The following is a 14,238-nucleotide window of genomic DNA, read 5'->3' as shown; positions in this document are numbered from 1 at the left end:
CGTACGAGAGCGGCAGAATCAGTCCATGGGACTCGACCTGCAGCTGTACGACGACCGCCCGTACCGGTCCAAGCGAGGGGCGAAGCGCGGGCCGACGCTGATCCGGGAGTCCCATGAGCACGGCGAGGCGCTGTCGCGGCTGATCGAAGAGCTCCCCGCCCACACCTCCCTGTGGCTCGGGACGGTCTACCCGTACAGCGACACGGTGTTCAACGAGCAGGTGGCCGAGTCCGCCCTCCGCGAGATCCCCGGTCTGCTGGACCGCTGCACCGACGAGGCCCAGACCGCGGCGGTCCACGACCTGGCCGCCCTGCTCAGGGAATGCGCCACGACGCCCGGCAGCCGTCTGGTCTTCGTCGGCGACTAGGCCTGTCCGGCGGATCGGGTCGCAGGAAAGCAGCGGGTGCCGCTGTCAGCGCAGGTGCGTGGGGCCATGGCGGTGTCGAGCCGCAAGGCGGAGGAGGGCGTCGACGCGATGGGCCCTCCCGCCCGAGCGCGGCCGGGAGTGGGGGAGCCGGCAACCGGCGACACCACCGCGGATCGGCGTGCCGGGCCCCGCGTCTCCGACGTGATCCGCCGGGCAGGGCCCTGGGCCGGGCGGGCGACGGTAGCCCTTGAGGGCCGGACCTCGCCCGTCACCGCGCCGGCTATCGCCGCAACGACCGCCCGAACCCCGCGGCGAGCGGCATCCGCAGGCCCGGCGGGGGTGGCGTGGCTCCGGTGCGTCCCGCGCCGGCTATCGCCGCAGCGACCGCCCGAACCCCGCGGCGAGCGGCATCCGCAGGCCCAGCGGGGGTGGTGCGGCCAGTGCGTCCCGCACCGGCCGTGACAACGCCCGCCCGAACAGCGAGCCCATCACGAAGTCCTCGGCCAGCGCGTGCACTTCGTCGCGGTGCTGCTGCAACGCGTGGCGGTCGGAGTGCACTTCGAACCGGCACACCTCCCGGTTGGCTTTCTTGGCCCGCGCCGCCAGCCGGAACGACAGCTCGGGATCCGTACGTTCGTCATTGGTGCCGTGCACGATCAGCACCCGGCGTCCGACGAGCTGCCGCACTGGTTCGGGGGGCGCGGCCATGTCCTCCTCCGGCAGCCAAGGTGCCAGTGCCACCACGGAGTTGACGGCCTCGTGCCCGCTCGCGTGCAGCGCCGCGCGGGCGCCCATGTCGACGCCCGTGAGGCAGACCGGGACGTCGCCGTAGCGCCGTACGATCTCGTCGACCGCCCAGGAGGCGTCGTGGGCCAGATGGGCCTCGCTGCCGTTCCAGCCGCGGTAGCGGTAGTGGACGACGTGCGTGGCCAGACCGTCCTCGCGGCCGGCGCGGGCCAGGCGGCGGCCCAACGCCCGTACGGAGGCGGTCGCCATCATCGTCGAGGGTCTGCGGCTGGAGACCTCGTCGCCACCGGGGAGCAGCAACACCACTCCGCTCACCGCTGTCGGCTCCGGTCCCAGTGCCCGTCCGAGCCGGGCCGTGCGAACCGGCGTCGCTTGCTGTGCCATGACAGAACAGTGTCAGAAGCGTGGGTGTACGCCACTAGGCCGTGCGGTCACCGTTACGTATCGGCGATTTCGTACAGCGGGCGATCTACGCGCGTAGGCGTTAGAGTGCGGAAATGACGAGCCAGACTGACCGGATGGGGAACACCCCGAGCTCGGACCAGATCCGCCGGGCGCCCAAGGTTCTGCTGCACGACCACCTCGACGGCGGGCTGCGCCCCGGCACGATCGTCGACCTCGCCCGGGAGACCGGGTACTCCCAGCTCCCCGAAGCCGACCCCGACAAGCTCGGCGTCTGGTTCCGCGAGGCCGCCGACTCCGGCTCTCTGGAACGGTACTTGGAGACCTTCTCGCACACCGTCGGCGTGATGCAGACCCGGGAATCGCTCGTCCGGGTGGCGGCCGAGTGTGCCGAGGACCTCGCCGAGGACGGCGTCGTCTACGCCGAGGTGCGTTACGCCCCCGAGCAGCACCTGAGCGGCGGGCTCGGCCTCGAAGAGGTCGTCGAGGCCATCAACGAGGGCTTCCGGGAAGGTGAACGCAGGGCCCGCGAGAGCGGCCGCCGCATCCGCGTCGGCGCGCTGCTCACCGCCATGCGGCACGCCGCCCGCGCCCTGGAGATCGCCGAACTCGCCAACCGCTACCGGGACCTGGGCGTCGTCGGCTTCGACATCGCGGGCGCGGAGGCGGGCTTCCCGCCCACCCGGCACCTCGACGCCTTCGAGTACCTCAAGCGCGAGAACAACCACTTCACCATCCACGCGGGCGAGGCCTTCGGGCTGCCGTCCATCTGGCAGGCCCTCCAGTGGTGCGGTGCCGACCGGCTCGGTCACGGCGTGCGCATCATCGACGACATCCAGGTCCAGCAGGACGGCTCGGTCAAGCTCGGGCGGCTGGCCTCGTACGTGCGGGACAAGCGCATCCCGCTGGAGCTGTGCCCCAGTTCCAACCTCCAGACGGGAGCGGCGTCCTCGTACGCCGAGCACCCGATCGGGCTGCTGCGCCGGCTCCACTTCCGGGCCACCGTCAACACGGACAACCGCCTGATGTCGGGCACCAGCATGAGCCGGGAATTCGATCACCTTGTCGAGGCGTTCGGTTACACGCTCGATGACATGCAGTGGTTCTCCGTCAATGCGATGAAATCAGCGTTCATTCCTTTCGATGAACGACTCGCGATGATCAATGACGTCATCAAGCCGGGATATGCCGAACTGAAATCTGAATGGCTGTTCCAGCAGACCGCATCTACCAGCGGTTCTGTGGAATCTGAGGGCTGATCGAGGGGATTTTGGAGTCCCGGAATGCGGGCGGGCTTTCACAATCCGTCCGCATTTCGATGTTTGCGGCAGGCGCCTACACATGTTTACGGTCGGGTACCGCTCACATCCCCGTCATCCCATTCAAGGACGCGTTTACATGAAGCAGTCTGCTGCCAAGACCCTCGGTGTCGCCGCTCTCGGTGCCGCCTTCGCCGCCGCCGGTGCGGGCGCCGCGAACGCCGCCCCGGCTGTTCCGGACGCCACCGAGGCGCTGGGCGGTGTCACCCAGACCCTGCCGGCGGAGAACGTCACCCAGGCGCTGCCGGGGGCCGGTGACGCGCTCGCCCAGGCGCAGCCGGCGCTCACCACGAGCCTGGCCGCCGTGCAGCCGGTCGCGCAGAAGGTGCTCGCCGAGGGCCCGACCGCGCCGGTCGCCGGTCTGCTCGGCGGTCTGCCGATCGGCGGGGCCGGCCTGCCCACCCAGGGCCTGCCCGTGAACGGTATCCCGCTCGGCTGACCCGCAGCCTCTGCGAACGCGCCGGTGGGGCGCACCCCTTGGACACGGGGTGCGCCCCACCGGCGTATGCGCGTGCCGGACGGTCACCAGGCGGTGCGGGCCGCCTTGCCCTCCGACGGGAACAGGATCCACAGGGCGATGTAGAGCAGGACCTGCGGGCCGGGCAGCAGACAGGACACGAGGAAGATCACTCGCATCGTGGTCGCGGAGGTGCCGAAGCGCCGTGCCAGCGCGGCACACACTCCGCCGATCATGCGGCCGTTGGTGGGGCGGGCGAGGCGGGACATTGCGGCTCCTTCGTGAGCGTCGTACGAGGCTTCCCGGGTGGCTGCCTCGACTGACCTCAAACATACGGAGACGAAGGGGGCAAAGCGTCGCTCTACGGTGCGATCCCGACCCTGGGAATCGTCGGGGTCCGACCCTGAGGAGCGTCCTCCTGACGGACGGAGCGACGGCGTACGAGCTCGGTCCTGCGGCGGGCCCAGGACCTGGCCGCGGGCACCAGGGCGGCGTGGGCGAGAGCCACGCCCGCCGTGTTCAGGAGCAGTGAGTCTATGTCCACGACCTGTCCGGGCACCGCCGTCTGCAGCAGCTCGATGCCCAGGGAGATCAGGGCGCCGGCCGCGGTCGTACGGAGCAGGGAACCGAGCGGCGAGGCGGCGAGCCTGCCATGCGTCATCGGGAGCAGCACGCCCAGCGGGGCCAGCAGCGCGAGCCCCTCGGCGATCCTGCGGACACCCTCCTGCCAGCCGAGCGCGGCATCCGCCCGGATACCGGCCAGCGGACGCAGGTTGGGTGGCATCACCCAGGGCACGTCCAGCGGACGCAGCGTGAACCAGGCGACGAACGCGAGGTGTGCGACGAGGAGGACACCCCCCGTCACACGGATGCGGATCGCGGCGCTGCCGCCGATGGAGCCTTGACGCTGCACGACCCCCTAGACGCGGCCTCCGGCACGATCGGTTCCGGGATGCGCCCCAGTACCGGGGTGAGGCCTTGGCCACACCCGTCGTCAGCCGTCCGTGACCTCGCTGGACGGCGGCTCCTTGCTGCCCGGCCGGGAGCGCACCTCATCCGTGCACTCGTAGCGGCGCAGCGGCTCGCGGCCCGGGCCGCCGAGGATGACCGAGCCGTCGCCCTCCGCCGCCGCCGAGTCGGAGAAGGTGCACACGAGCTGGGCGAGGGAGTAGGAGGTGAGTTCACCGGGCGCGGTGCTCAGACGCAGGGCGTCCTGCGGGTCGTCGGCGCGCGGTCCGGTCACCGTCATGCCACCGCGCACGTCGGTGGTGTACCCGGCCTCCTTCTCCGCGGCCGAGGGTGTCGCGGCGAGCTCGTCCAGCAGCCCCTGCGCGACCAGCACCCGCCGCGCCGAGTCCGCCGTACCGTCCGGCACCCGCAGGGTCCGGTCGACGGCCACCAGCGACGAACCGCACAGCAGGAACACCTGCACCGGCAGCCCGCGCGAGGCCTGTGTGGAGACGTCCGGCTCGGACAGCGAGCAGCGCACCCGGGAGGGCGCGGGCCCGAAGTCCGTGGGCACCTCCGTGGCCCGGATCCCGCACCCCGTGAGCACCGCGGCGAGCAGTGGGAGCGCCAGCAGGCGTCGTACGTTCATCAGGCGCGGCCCCCCGGAGCGCGTCACGTGCCGCGGCAGCGGGCGTGCCAGGCGCTGCCTCTCGGAGCGCATCAGACGTCCTCCTTGCCCTTCTCGGCCGCCTCGGCGTCCGCCATGAGCGCCGACGTGTCCCGCGGCAGCCGCAGCGTGAACACCGCGCCGCCCTCGGCGGAGTTCGCCGCGGTGATCTCGCCGCCGTGGATGTGGGCGTTCTCCAGGGCGATGGACAGCCCGAGGCCGCTGCCCTCGGAGCGCGGCCGGGAGGCGCTGGCCTTGTAGAACCGGTCGAAGACGTGCGGCAGCACGTCCTCGGGGATGCCGGGCCCGTGGTCCCGCACCTCGATGACCACCTCCTGGTCCGCGTCCCGCACGGCGACCCGCACCGGCGAGCCGCCGTGCTTGAGGGCGTTGCCGATGAGGTTCGCCAGGATGACGTCCAGGCGGCGCGGGTCGAGGCGGGTGTGGATGCCGCGCTCGGCGTCCAGCTCCACCGCGTCCAGCCAGGCCCGGGCGTCGATGCACGCCGTGATCTGGTCGGCGACGTCCACGTCGTCCAGGACCAGCCGGGCGGTGCCCGCGTCGAAGCGGGTGACCTCCATGAGGTTCTCGACCAGGTCGTTCAGCCGCCGGGTCTCGCTGACCACGAGCCGGACCGCCGGATCGACCATCGGGTCGATGCCGCCGGCCTCCAGCTCCTCCTCCAGCACCTCCGAGACGGCGGTGATGGCGGTGAGCGGGGTGCGCAGCTCGTGCGACATGTCCGCCACGAACCGCCGGGACGCGTTGTCCCGCGCGGCCATGTCGTCCACCCGTTTCTCCAGCGCCTCGGCCGCCTTGTTGAACGTCCGTGACAGGTCGGCCAGTTCGTCGGTCCCGGACACCCTGAGCCGGGTGTCGAGCCGCCCCTCCCCGAGCCGCCGGGCGGCGACCCCCAGCCGGTGCACCGGCTTCAGTACGGTGGTGGCGGCGGCCTGCGCGAGGAGCGCGGAGCCGATCAGCGCCAGGCCGGTGGCGATCCCCAGCGACCAGGCCAGCGAGTTGAGGTCCTTGGCCTCCGGCTCCAGCGACTTGAGCATGTAACCGGTCGGCCCGCCGCCGATCACCTTGGTGCCGGCCACCAGATACGGGGTGCCGTCGCTCACCGTCCGCTGCCAGTACAGGTGGTAGGCGTACTTGTTGGTCGAGCTGACCTTCTGCTCCCGGGCCACCGCCTCGCGCAGCGAGACCGGCACGTCCTGGAGCGAGAAGCCGTCCAGCGCGCCGGAGTTGCCGTACACCGTCTCGCCGTTCTCGTCCTCGGCGACCAGCAGCACGCTGAAACGCTGGCTGCTGTTCGCCATCTGCCCCGCGGTGTGCTGCAGTTCGTCCTGGGTGGGGCTCTCCGGCAGCGCGCCGGCGCGGTTTTGCATCTCCTGCTCGAAGCCGCGCAGCACCGCGTCCTGGGTACGGGTGAGCACCGCCTCGCGGTTGAGCCAGTAGGCGATGCCGGACGCGGACACGGCGGCGGTCAGCGCCACCAGCGCGAACACGACCACCAGCCGCAGGCGCAGGCTGGTGAAACGCAGCCGTGACCAGGTTCCCTTACGAGCCGCGGCCCAGCCGCGGACCCCCCCTTGCGCATCGGTCACTGAGGCGTGTCCAGCCGATAACCCACGCCTCGCACGGTACGGATCAGTGTCGGGGACGACGGCACGTCCTCGACCTTGGCGCGCAGCCGCTGCACGCAGGCGTCCACCAGCCGCGAGTCGCCCAGGTAGTCGTGCTCCCACACCAGCCGCAGCAACTGCTGGCGCGACAGGGCCTGCCCGGGTCGCCGGCTCAGTTCCAGCAGCAGGCGCAGCTCGGTCGGGGTGAGCTGGAGGTCCTCGCCGTTCTTGGTCACGGTCATGGCCGCGCGGTCGATGACCAGCGAGCCGAAGGTGGCCGCGTCGTTGGCCTCCCGCTCACCCCGCCGCAGCACGGCCCGGATCCGGGCGTCCAGCACCCGCCCCTGGACGGGCTTGACGACGTAGTCGTCGGCACCGGACTCCAGCCCGACCACCACGTCGATGTCGTCGCTGCGCGCGGTCAGCAGAATGATCGGCAGCTGGTCGGTGCGCCGGATGCGCCGGCACACCTCGAACCCGTCGATGCCGGGCAGCATCACGTCCAGCACGATCAGATCCGGCCGCTGCTCGCGCAACAGCTTCAGGCCGTCCTCGCCGGTGGCAGCGGTGGCAACCCGGTGTCCCTGGCGCGTCAGAGACAGCTCCAGGGCCGTACGGATGGCGTCGTCGTCCTCGATCAGCAACAGGGAAGGCACGGGGCTCATTCTGGCCCATGGGGGGCCGGGGCTGCGACACCTGTAGGTCTCCGGTCCCGAACCTGTATTTCCGGGCGCCTCTAGCGCTCTTGTCTGTGCGGGGGCTGTGACACGTCTGGGAGCGCCATCCGAGGGGGCCCTGTGACAGGTCTGTGACAGTCGGCGGACACGGCGATGAAGTGGCCCGGGCAAGCTTCTCGGCACAGGCAAGGAAGCAAGGCGGAAGACCGGAAGTCCACGACGGGGGGCGCGAGATGAACACGCTGCACGGCAACACCACCAGCGCAGTGATCACGCGTCTTCACGACGTGCACGGGGGCCGGGGTTCCGAGAAGTCCGGTGCTGTGAGCGGGCGGGGGTGCGCTCGCGGCACCGGGCGTCAGCACACCGCGTACATGACGGTGGTTGACGCTCGCACGGGGGAAACGCACGGGGGAAGCGCGTACAGGGAGGACACGGGGGAGCGTCGTTCGCTGTCGGAGGCGGAGTTCACCGCCTACGTCCAGGAGCGCCGCGCCTCCCTGTACGCAACCGCCTACCACCTCACCGGCGACCGCTTCGAGGCCGAGGACCTGCTGCAGAGCGCGCTGTTCTCGACCTACCGGGCGTGGGAGCGGATCAGTGACAAGGCCGCGGTCGGGGGCTACCTCCGCCGCACCATGACCAACCTGCACATCAGCGCGTGGCGCCGCCGCAAGCTGAACGAGTACCCGACCGAGGAACTGCCGGAGACGGCCGGCGACACGGACGCGATGCGCGGCACCGAACTGCGCGCGGTCCTGTGGCAGGCGCTCGCCCGGCTCCCGGAACTCCAGCGCACCATGCTGGTCCTGCGCTACTACGAGGGCCGCACGGACCCGGAGATCGCCGAGATCCTCGACATCAGTGTCGGCACGGTGAAGTCCAGCATCTGGCGGTCGCTCCGCCGGCTGCGTGAGGACGAGGTCCTCAGCTTCGGCCGTGACGAGGAGAACGCCTTCGGGGAGCTCGTCGCCTGAAGGTCGGGGGGGAAGCAAGGAACGGGGGAGCGGTAACCGGGGAGCAGTAACCGGGGGGGCCAACGGGGGTCACGGGGGACCCACGGGGGACGGGGGCCCACGGGGGGAGCACCACGGGGGAACACGGGGGAAGCGGGGCTGGAGGGCCGGGGGGTCCGTCCAGTCCCGTTCTCGTGTGCGCTCAGGCGGTCGACCTCGCCGTCGGCCGGCGGCCCACCGCGGCCGCGGCCAGGCGGCCCAGGGCCTCGTCCTTGTCGCAGGGGTGGGCGCCGAGGGCGGTCTGGCGGGTGACGATCGAGCGCTCCTGACGCATCAGACGCCAGCCGCGGCGCAGCAGGAAGGGAACCGACTTACGGCCCTCCTTCAGATCCCGCAGAAAACGGCGGCGGAACGTCCGCACCGGGCCGCGGCTCAGACACAGGGCGTCGGCCAGCACGCCCAGTTCCCGGCAGCGGGTGACGATCTCGGCGGCGAAGATGCCCTCGGCGATGAACAGCGGGGTCCGCCCCACGTCCACGGACTCCTCACCGGTACGGGCGCTCAGCGAGATGTCGTAGACGGGAACTTTCGTACGACCCGTACGGCACAGGTCCATGATCGCGGCGATCGCCGCGTCCGCGTCCCACGAGCCGGGGTGGTCCCAGTCGATGTCGCGGCTCCCGGCCACCAGCGGCAGCGAGGGGTCCTCGGCCTCCTTGTAGAAGTCGTCGAGCCGCAGGACCGGCAGGCCGGAGCGGGCGGCGAGGAGGGACTTGCCGGAGCCGGAGGGGCCGCAGAGCAGCGCGACTCGGGCCGTTATGGCGGGATGGGAGCTCACGGGACACCAGTGTGAGGCATCCGGCGGCCGCTGATCGACCCTGCGGGTCGGCTTTGAAGCGCGCGTCACACCTCAACTACCCTTCGTGTCGACCCGATCACCCTGTGCTGTAGAAGGTGGCAGAAACGATGGCCCGACACGCGTCCCCCCAGAACCCGACCGCCCAGCGCGCCCTGGTCGCCCTCGCGACCGCGGGCGTGGCCCTGGGAGCAGGTGCGGCGACGGCCTCCGCGGACACCGACCCGGTGGTCGACGTGATGCGCAGCCGCCCCACGTCGATCGGTAACGTCGACCCGCAGGCCGGCCTCCAGGCGCTCACCGGCACCGTCGGCTACGTCACCGGCCCGCTCTCGGGCCTCAAGCCCAACCCCCTTGCCGGCACCGGCGTCGACCCGCTCGACAACGGCGTCGGTACCAAGCTCGCCGACTTCAAGCCGCTGACCTCACAGGCGCTGACCGGACCGGTCGCGCAGGCGCAGTCGATCGGCAGCATCCCGGTGGTCGGCCAGGTGGCGGGGCTGCTCAACCACTGAGTACGGCCGGACGGCAGAGAGCCGCGCCTCCCCGGACGGAGGGAGGCGCGGCTCTCAGTCTGTGACGGCTGTGGCGGTCAGTACGCCGAGCCGGACGCGCCCAGCGAACCCGTCGGGTGCCAGACCGTCTTGGTCTCCAGGAACGCCGTCATGCGGTCGGTGCCCGGAGTCGCCGACCAGTCGTCCACAGGCTGTGGACGAAGAACGCGCTTCAGGTTGTCCGCCGCCGCGATCTCCAGTTCCTTCGCCAGTACGTCGTCCGCGCCGGCCAGGTCGATCGCGTTGACGTCCTGGTGCGCCGCGAGCGGCGTCGCGATCTCCGCCGTGCGGCCGGAGAGGACGTTGACGACACCGCCGGGCACGTCGGAGGTGGCCAGCACCTCGCCCAGGGAGAGGGCCGGGAGCGGGGCCTTCTCGCTCGCGACGACGATCGCCGTGTTGCCGGTCGCGATCACCGGGGCCAGCACCGAGACCAGGCCGAGGAAGGACGACTCCTGCGGGGCCAGGACGGTGACCACACCCGTCGGTTCGGGGGAGGAGAGGTTGAAGTACGGGCCCGCCACCGGGTTGCCGCCGCCGACGACCTGGGCGATCTTGTCGGTCCAGCCCGCGTACCAGACCCAGCGGTCGATCGCCGCGTCCACCTGCTCGGCGGCCCTGGACTTCGACAGGCCCTCCGCGTCGGCGACCTCACGGGCGAACTGCGCCTTGCGGCCCTCCAGCATCTCCGCGACGCGGTAGAGGATCTGGCCGCGGTTGTAGGCGGTCGCGCCGGACCAGCCGCCGAACGCCTTGCGCGCGGCGACGACCGCGTCACGGGCGTCCTTGCGGGAGGACTGCGGCGCGTTCGCCAGCCACTTGCCCTTCGAGTCCGTCACCTCGTACACCCGGCCGCTCTCGGAACGCGGGAACTTCCCGCCCACGTACAGCTTGTAGGTCTTGAAGACACTCAGACGCTCGTTGTTGCGCTCAGACATCGAGGTACGCCTCCAGGCCGTGGCGGCCGCCCTCGCGGCCGAAGCCCGACTCCTTGTACCCGCCGAACGGCGAGGTCGGGTCGAACTTGTTGAACGTGTTGGACCAGACGACGCCCGCGCGGAGCTTGTTCGCCACCGCGAGGATGCGGGAGCCCTTCTCCGTCCAGATGCCCGCCGACAGGCCGTACTGGCTGTTGTTGGCCTTGGCGACGGCCTCGTCCGGGGTGCGGAAGGTGAGCACGGACAGCACCGGGCCGAAGATCTCGTCGCGGGCGATGGTGTGCGCCTGGGTGACGTTCGTGAAGAGCGTCGGGGCGAACCAGTAGCCGGCGGAGGGGAGTTCGCAGGCCGGGGACCAGCGCTCGGCGCCCTCCGCCTCGCCCTGCTCGACCAGCGAGGTGATGCGGGTGAGCTGCTCCTCGGAGTTGATCGCCCCGATGTCCGTGTTCTTGTCGAGGGGGTCGCCGAGGCGCAGGGTCGACAGGCGGCGCTTGAGGGAGTCGAGGAGCTCGTCCTGGATCGACTCCTGGATCAGCAGCCTCGAGCCCGCGCAGCAGACCTGGCCCTGGTTGAAGAAGATGCCGCTCACGATGCCCTCGACGGCCTGGTCGATCGGGGCGTCGTCGAAGACGATGTTGGCGCCCTTGCCGCCGAGTTCCAGCGTCAGCTTCTTGCGGGTGCCCGCGACCGTGCGGGCGATCTCCTTGCCGACGGCCGTGGAGCCGGTGAAGGCGACCTTGTTCACGTCGGGGTGCCCGACCAGGGCCGCGCCGGTGTCGCCGTATCCCGGGAGGATGTTGACGACGCCCCTGGGCAGACCCGCCTGGCGGCAGATGTCCGCGAAGAACAGCGCAGTCAGGGGGGTCGTCTCGGCGGGCTTCAGGACGACCGTGTTGCCGGTCGCCAGCGCCGGGGCGATCTTCCACGCCAGCATCAGGAGGGGGAAGTTCCAGGGGATGACCTGGCCGGCCACGCCCAGCGGCTTCGGCGAGGCGCCGAAACCGGCGTGGTCGAGCTTGTCGGCCCAGCCCGCGTAGTAGAAGAAGTGCGCGGCCACCAGGGGCAGGTCGGCGTCCCGCGTCTCCTTGATGGGCTTGCCGTTGTCCAGGGTCTCCAGGACGGCCAGTTCGCGACTGCGCTCCTGGATGATCCGCGCGATGCGGAACAGGTACTTGGCGCGCTCGGAGCCGGGCAGCGCGGACCACTTCTCGAACGCCCTGCGGGCGGCCTTGACCGCGCGCTCGACGTCCTCGGAGCCTGCCTGGGCGATCTCGGAGAGCACTTCCTCGGTGCTCGGCGAGACCGTCTTGAAGACCCTGCCGTCGGCCGCCTCGGTGAACTCGCCGTCGATGAACAGGCCGTAGGACGGGGCGATGTCGACCACCGAGCGGGACTCGGGAGCCGGTGCGTACTCGAATGCGGAAGCCATGATGATCAGTCCACCGTCACGTAGTCGGGGCCGGAGTAGCGGCCGGTGGCCAGCTTCTGACGCTGCATCAGCAGGTCGTTCAGGAGTGAGGAGGCGCCGAAGCGGAACCAGTGGTTGTCCAGCCAGTCCTCGCCCGCGGTCTCGTTGACCAGGACGAGGAACTTGATGGCGTCCTTGGTGGTGCGGATCCCGCCGGCCGGCTTCACGCCGATCTGCACCCCGGTCTGGGCGCGGAAGTCGCGGACGGCCTCCAGCATGAGGAGCGTGTTGGCCGGGGTGGCGTTGACGGCGACCTTGCCGGTGGACGTCTTGATGAAGTCGGCGCCGGCGAGCATGCCGAGCCAGCTGGCGCGGCGGATGTTGTCGTACGTCGACAGCTCGCCCGTCTCGAAGATGACCTTCAGCCGGGCGGACGTCCCGCAGGCCTCCCGGACGGCGACGATCTCGTCGTACACCTTGCCGTAGTCGCCCGAGAGGAACGCACCGCGGTCGATGACCATGTCGATCTCGTCGGCACCCGCCGCGACCGCGTCGCGGACGTCCGCCAGCTTCACGGAGAGCGCCGCCCGGCCGGCCGGGAAGGCGGTGGCGACCGAGGCGACCTTCACGGAGGAACCGGCGACGGCCTCCTTGGCGGTGGCCACCATGTCGGGATAGACGCAGACGGCCGCGGTCGCCGGGGTCGTGCGGTCGGTCGGGTCGGGGCGGACCGCCTTGGCGCCGAGCGCCCGGACCTTGCCCGGGGTGTCCGCGCCTTCCAGCGTCGTCAGGTCGACCATCGAGATGGCGAGGTCGATGGCGAACGCCTTCGCGGTCGTCTTGATGGAACGGGTGCCGAGCGCGGCGGCGCGCGCCTCCAGGCCGACCGCGTCGACGCCGGGCAGACCGTGGAGGAATCGGCGCAGGGTGCTCTCGGACGCCGCGACGTCCGCCAGCGCGTGTGCGGGGGATGCAGTGGTGGGCATGGTCACAAGCCGAGCATATCTACGCGCGTAGCGGCTGTACACCCCGAGGGACAAATCAGGTGCTCGTCGGCGACGGCCCCACCGCGTACGGGTCCGCCGGGGGCTTCGGGCAGAATCGGGACCATGACGACGCCCGAGCCCCAGTCACCAGCGCCGCAGCCCTCGACGCCGCAGTCGAAGGACCGGATCTACCGGTCGCCCGGCGGGATGGCCGGCGGTTCCCTGCTGCTCGTCATCGCCTGCTGGCTCGGCTTCGACGCGATCGTCGCCGGGGAGGGCAGCACGCCGTGGCTGGCGCTGGCCTCGCTGATCCTGACTGTGCCGCTGGTGGTGGCCTTCACCCTGCGGCCCGCGGTGTTCGCCAACGAGGACCGGCTGCGTATCCGCAACCCGCTCCGGGTGATCGTGGTGCCCTGGGGACAAGTCGCCTCGTTGCGCTCGGGCTACTCCAACGAGGTCGTCGCCGAGTCCGGCCGGAAGTTCCAGCTGTGGGCCGTTCCCGTGTCGCTCCGGGGGCGGAAGAAGGCGGCCCGGCGGGAGGCACGGCGGGGCGCGGAGGCCGGCGGGCGCTCGGGTGGCGCCTTCGGCGGCGGGCTGGGCGGGCTGTCCGGCGGGATGCGGGGCGGCGGGCGGGCGACGGTGCCCGACGGGCCCGTGCGCGCGGAGACCGACCGGGTCATGGACGAGCTGCGGGAGCTGCGGGAAACCCGGCAGAAGGAGCCCGAGGCACAGGGCGAGGTGACCGTGCGCTGGGCCTACGAGATCGCGGGGCCGGCGGTGGCCGGCGCGGTGCTGCTGGTGATCCTGCTCGTGGTGGGGTGACCGGCCGGGCCTGTCCGCCACGGCCCGTTCGTGGCGCCTCGCGCCGGAGCGCCCCGGTACGAGCAGGCCGTGCTCGACCACACCGTCCAGCGGCTGCTGGAGTCGACAGGGTCATGCACACGCCGAAGTACGCCGAGCCCGCCTCCGCCACCGTCAGGACCGGGGCGCGGTAGCCCGGGTGGCGTGGGACAGGCGCGGGGAGCAGCGGGAAGGCGGGGAGGAGGCCCGCGTGGCGCGCGGCGCGCAGGACGTGTGCGCCGCGCCCCCGGGAGGTGGAGTCGCCGGGCCGGGGGTGCGGTGGTCGCTCGGGTGTCGGCCGGAAGGCGGTCGAGGACAGGGCGGCTCCAGGCCGGCTCGGCGGGCGCTTGCGGGTCCACCGTTCCCCGGAGGGTGGGGGCAGCCGAGCAGCCTGGGGCAACTCGCCTGGGGAAAGCACCCGGTGGGGTGCCCTCGGGACCCGAGGGATCCGCGGGATCCGCGGACCACCCGGGGCCCCCGTCGTACGT

Annotated in this window: 16 protein-coding genes; 6 read left to right on the top strand and 10 right to left on the bottom strand. The window is 71.5% G+C overall.

The features are described from left to right. The first annotated feature begins 25 nt into the window (after positions 1 to 25). Positions 26 to 367, top strand: coding sequence for a hypothetical protein (locus AQJ84_RS34835; RefSeq protein WP_030037826.1), 342 nt, complete (start codon positions 26 to 28; stop codon positions 365 to 367). A 369-nt stretch (positions 368 to 736) separates the two neighbouring features. Here the strand turns inward: AQJ84_RS34835 and AQJ84_RS34830 are convergent, their stop codons facing one another. Further along, positions 737 to 1,498 carry an alpha/beta hydrolase family protein gene (locus AQJ84_RS34830; protein WP_053193030.1) on the bottom strand — a complete coding sequence of 254 codons (762 nt, stop codon included), beginning with the start codon at positions 1,496 to 1,498 and terminating at the stop codon, positions 737 to 739. A gap of 113 nt (positions 1,499 to 1,611) precedes the next feature. On the opposite strand from AQJ84_RS34830, the gene AQJ84_RS34825 reads away from it, so the two are divergent. Both AQJ84_RS34825 and AQJ84_RS34820 read left to right on the top strand, forming a co-directional pair. Then, positions 1,612 to 2,775, top strand: coding sequence for an adenosine deaminase (locus AQJ84_RS34825; RefSeq protein ID WP_030037824.1), 1,164 nt, complete (start codon positions 1,612 to 1,614; stop codon positions 2,773 to 2,775). Between the two features lie 139 nt (positions 2,776 to 2,914). Continuing rightward, positions 2,915 to 3,274, top strand: a complete 360-nt coding sequence (locus AQJ84_RS34820) for a hypothetical protein (RefSeq protein WP_053193032.1) — start codon at positions 2,915 to 2,917, stop codon at positions 3,272 to 3,274. Positions 3,275 to 3,357: 83 nt separating this feature from the next. Here the strand turns inward: AQJ84_RS34820 and AQJ84_RS34815 are convergent, their stop codons facing one another. From AQJ84_RS34815 to afsQ1, 5 genes are all read right to left on the bottom strand, one after another. Continuing rightward, complete coding sequence (locus AQJ84_RS34815; RefSeq protein WP_030037822.1) at positions 3,358 to 3,561, bottom strand: PspC domain-containing protein; 204 nt, start codon at positions 3,559 to 3,561, stop codon at positions 3,358 to 3,360. 92 nt (positions 3,562 to 3,653) lie between these two features. Then, the gene (locus tag AQJ84_RS34810; RefSeq protein WP_030037821.1) at positions 3,654 to 4,205 is read right to left on the bottom strand and encodes a VanZ family protein; all 552 of its coding nucleotides are present in this window, start codon (positions 4,203 to 4,205) and stop codon (positions 3,654 to 3,656) included. A gap of 81 nt (positions 4,206 to 4,286) precedes the next feature. Further along, the gene (locus AQJ84_RS34805) at positions 4,287 to 4,889 is read right to left on the bottom strand and encodes a hypothetical protein (RefSeq protein WP_030037820.1); all 603 of its coding nucleotides are present in this window, start codon (positions 4,887 to 4,889) and stop codon (positions 4,287 to 4,289) included. Between the two features lie 71 nt (positions 4,890 to 4,960). Next, complete coding sequence (locus tag AQJ84_RS34800) at positions 4,961 to 6,517, bottom strand: sensor histidine kinase (RefSeq protein ID WP_030037819.1); 1,557 nt, start codon at positions 6,515 to 6,517, stop codon at positions 4,961 to 4,963. Continuing rightward, positions 6,514 to 7,191, bottom strand: a complete 678-nt coding sequence (gene afsQ1, locus AQJ84_RS34795) for a two-component system response regulator AfsQ1 (RefSeq protein ID WP_013001223.1) — start codon at positions 7,189 to 7,191, stop codon at positions 6,514 to 6,516. The genes AQJ84_RS34800 and afsQ1 overlap by 4 nt, the downstream gene beginning before the upstream one ends. Positions 7,192 to 7,445: 254 nt before the next feature. Here afsQ1 and AQJ84_RS34790 point away from each other — a divergent pair, with 254 nt between their 5' ends. Beyond that, on the top strand, positions 7,446 to 8,189 hold the full coding sequence (locus AQJ84_RS34790) for a SigE family RNA polymerase sigma factor (RefSeq protein WP_030037818.1): 744 nt from the start codon (positions 7,446 to 7,448) through the stop codon (positions 8,187 to 8,189). 181 nt (positions 8,190 to 8,370) lie between these two features. Here the strand turns inward: AQJ84_RS34790 and AQJ84_RS34785 are convergent, their stop codons facing one another. After that, positions 8,371 to 9,075 (bottom strand): nucleoside/nucleotide kinase family protein, encoded by a 705-nt coding sequence (locus AQJ84_RS34785; protein WP_078631498.1) that lies wholly within the window; start codon positions 9,073 to 9,075, stop codon positions 8,371 to 8,373. Positions 9,076 to 9,134: 59 nt separating this feature from the next. Between AQJ84_RS34785 and AQJ84_RS34780 the strand changes: the two genes are divergently transcribed. Continuing rightward, complete coding sequence (locus AQJ84_RS34780; protein ID WP_030037816.1) at positions 9,135 to 9,539, top strand: hypothetical protein; 405 nt, start codon at positions 9,135 to 9,137, stop codon at positions 9,537 to 9,539. A 77-nt stretch (positions 9,540 to 9,616) separates the two neighbouring features. On the opposite strand, the gene AQJ84_RS34775 is transcribed toward AQJ84_RS34780, so the two are convergent. From AQJ84_RS34775 to deoC, 3 genes are read right to left on the bottom strand one after another with little or no spacing between them, the layout of a single operon-like run. Continuing rightward, entirely contained in the window at positions 9,617 to 10,516 is a 900-nt protein-coding gene (locus tag AQJ84_RS34775) for an aldehyde dehydrogenase family protein (RefSeq protein WP_030037815.1), read from the bottom strand. Then, positions 10,509 to 11,945, bottom strand: a complete 1,437-nt coding sequence (locus tag AQJ84_RS34770) for an aldehyde dehydrogenase family protein (RefSeq protein WP_030037814.1) — start codon at positions 11,943 to 11,945, stop codon at positions 10,509 to 10,511. Before AQJ84_RS34770 ends, AQJ84_RS34775 begins: the two co-directional genes overlap by 8 nt. Before the next feature lie 5 nt (positions 11,946 to 11,950). Next, positions 11,951 to 12,910, bottom strand: a complete 960-nt coding sequence (deoC, locus tag AQJ84_RS34765; protein WP_198536254.1) for a deoxyribose-phosphate aldolase — start codon at positions 12,908 to 12,910, stop codon at positions 11,951 to 11,953. Positions 12,911 to 13,033: 123 nt separating this feature from the next. Between deoC and AQJ84_RS34760 the strand changes: the two genes are divergently transcribed. Beyond that, positions 13,034 to 13,732: a PH domain-containing protein gene (locus tag AQJ84_RS34760; RefSeq protein WP_030037812.1), complete on the top strand. Its 699-nt coding sequence runs from the start codon at positions 13,034 to 13,036 to the stop codon at positions 13,730 to 13,732. Positions 13,733 to 14,238: the final 506 nt, after the last annotated feature.

The sequence above is a fragment of the Streptomyces resistomycificus genome (genome assembly GCF_001514265.1).
GTDB classification, from domain to species: Bacteria; Actinomycetota; Actinomycetes; order Streptomycetales; family Streptomycetaceae; genus Streptomyces; species Streptomyces resistomycificus.
Note: the sequence above shows the minus strand (reverse complement) of the source record. Positions and strands in the feature narration are given on the sequence as shown.

Excerpts from the sequence above, each read along its gene's own strand:
- AQJ84_RS34835 (WP_030037826.1), top strand. The coding sequence starts at position 26 with ATGGGACTCGACCTGCAGCTGTACGACGACCGCCCGTACCGGTCCAAG.
- AQJ84_RS34830 (WP_053193030.1), bottom strand. The coding sequence starts at position 1,498 with ATGGCACAGCAAGCGACGCCGGTTCGCACGGCCCGGCTCGGACGGGCA.
- AQJ84_RS34825 (WP_030037824.1), top strand. The coding sequence starts at position 1,612 with ATGACGAGCCAGACTGACCGGATGGGGAACACCCCGAGCTCGGACCAG.
- AQJ84_RS34820 (WP_053193032.1), top strand. The coding sequence starts at position 2,915 with ATGAAGCAGTCTGCTGCCAAGACCCTCGGTGTCGCCGCTCTCGGTGCC.
- AQJ84_RS34815 (WP_030037822.1), bottom strand. The coding sequence starts at position 3,561 with ATGTCCCGCCTCGCCCGCCCCACCAACGGCCGCATGATCGGCGGAGTG.
- AQJ84_RS34805 (WP_030037820.1), bottom strand. The coding sequence starts at position 4,889 with ATGAACGTACGACGCCTGCTGGCGCTCCCACTGCTCGCCGCGGTGCTC.
- AQJ84_RS34790 (WP_030037818.1), top strand. The coding sequence starts at position 7,446 with ATGAACACGCTGCACGGCAACACCACCAGCGCAGTGATCACGCGTCTT.
- AQJ84_RS34780 (WP_030037816.1), top strand. The coding sequence starts at position 9,135 with ATGGCCCGACACGCGTCCCCCCAGAACCCGACCGCCCAGCGCGCCCTG.
- AQJ84_RS34775 (WP_030037815.1), bottom strand. The coding sequence starts at position 10,516 with ATGTCTGAGCGCAACAACGAGCGTCTGAGTGTCTTCAAGACCTACAAG.
- AQJ84_RS34770 (WP_030037814.1), bottom strand. The coding sequence starts at position 11,945 with ATGGCTTCCGCATTCGAGTACGCACCGGCTCCCGAGTCCCGCTCGGTG.
- deoC (WP_198536254.1), bottom strand. The coding sequence starts at position 12,910 with ATGCCCACCACTGCATCCCCCGCACACGCGCTGGCGGACGTCGCGGCG.
- AQJ84_RS34760 (WP_030037812.1), top strand. The coding sequence starts at position 13,034 with ATGACGACGCCCGAGCCCCAGTCACCAGCGCCGCAGCCCTCGACGCCG.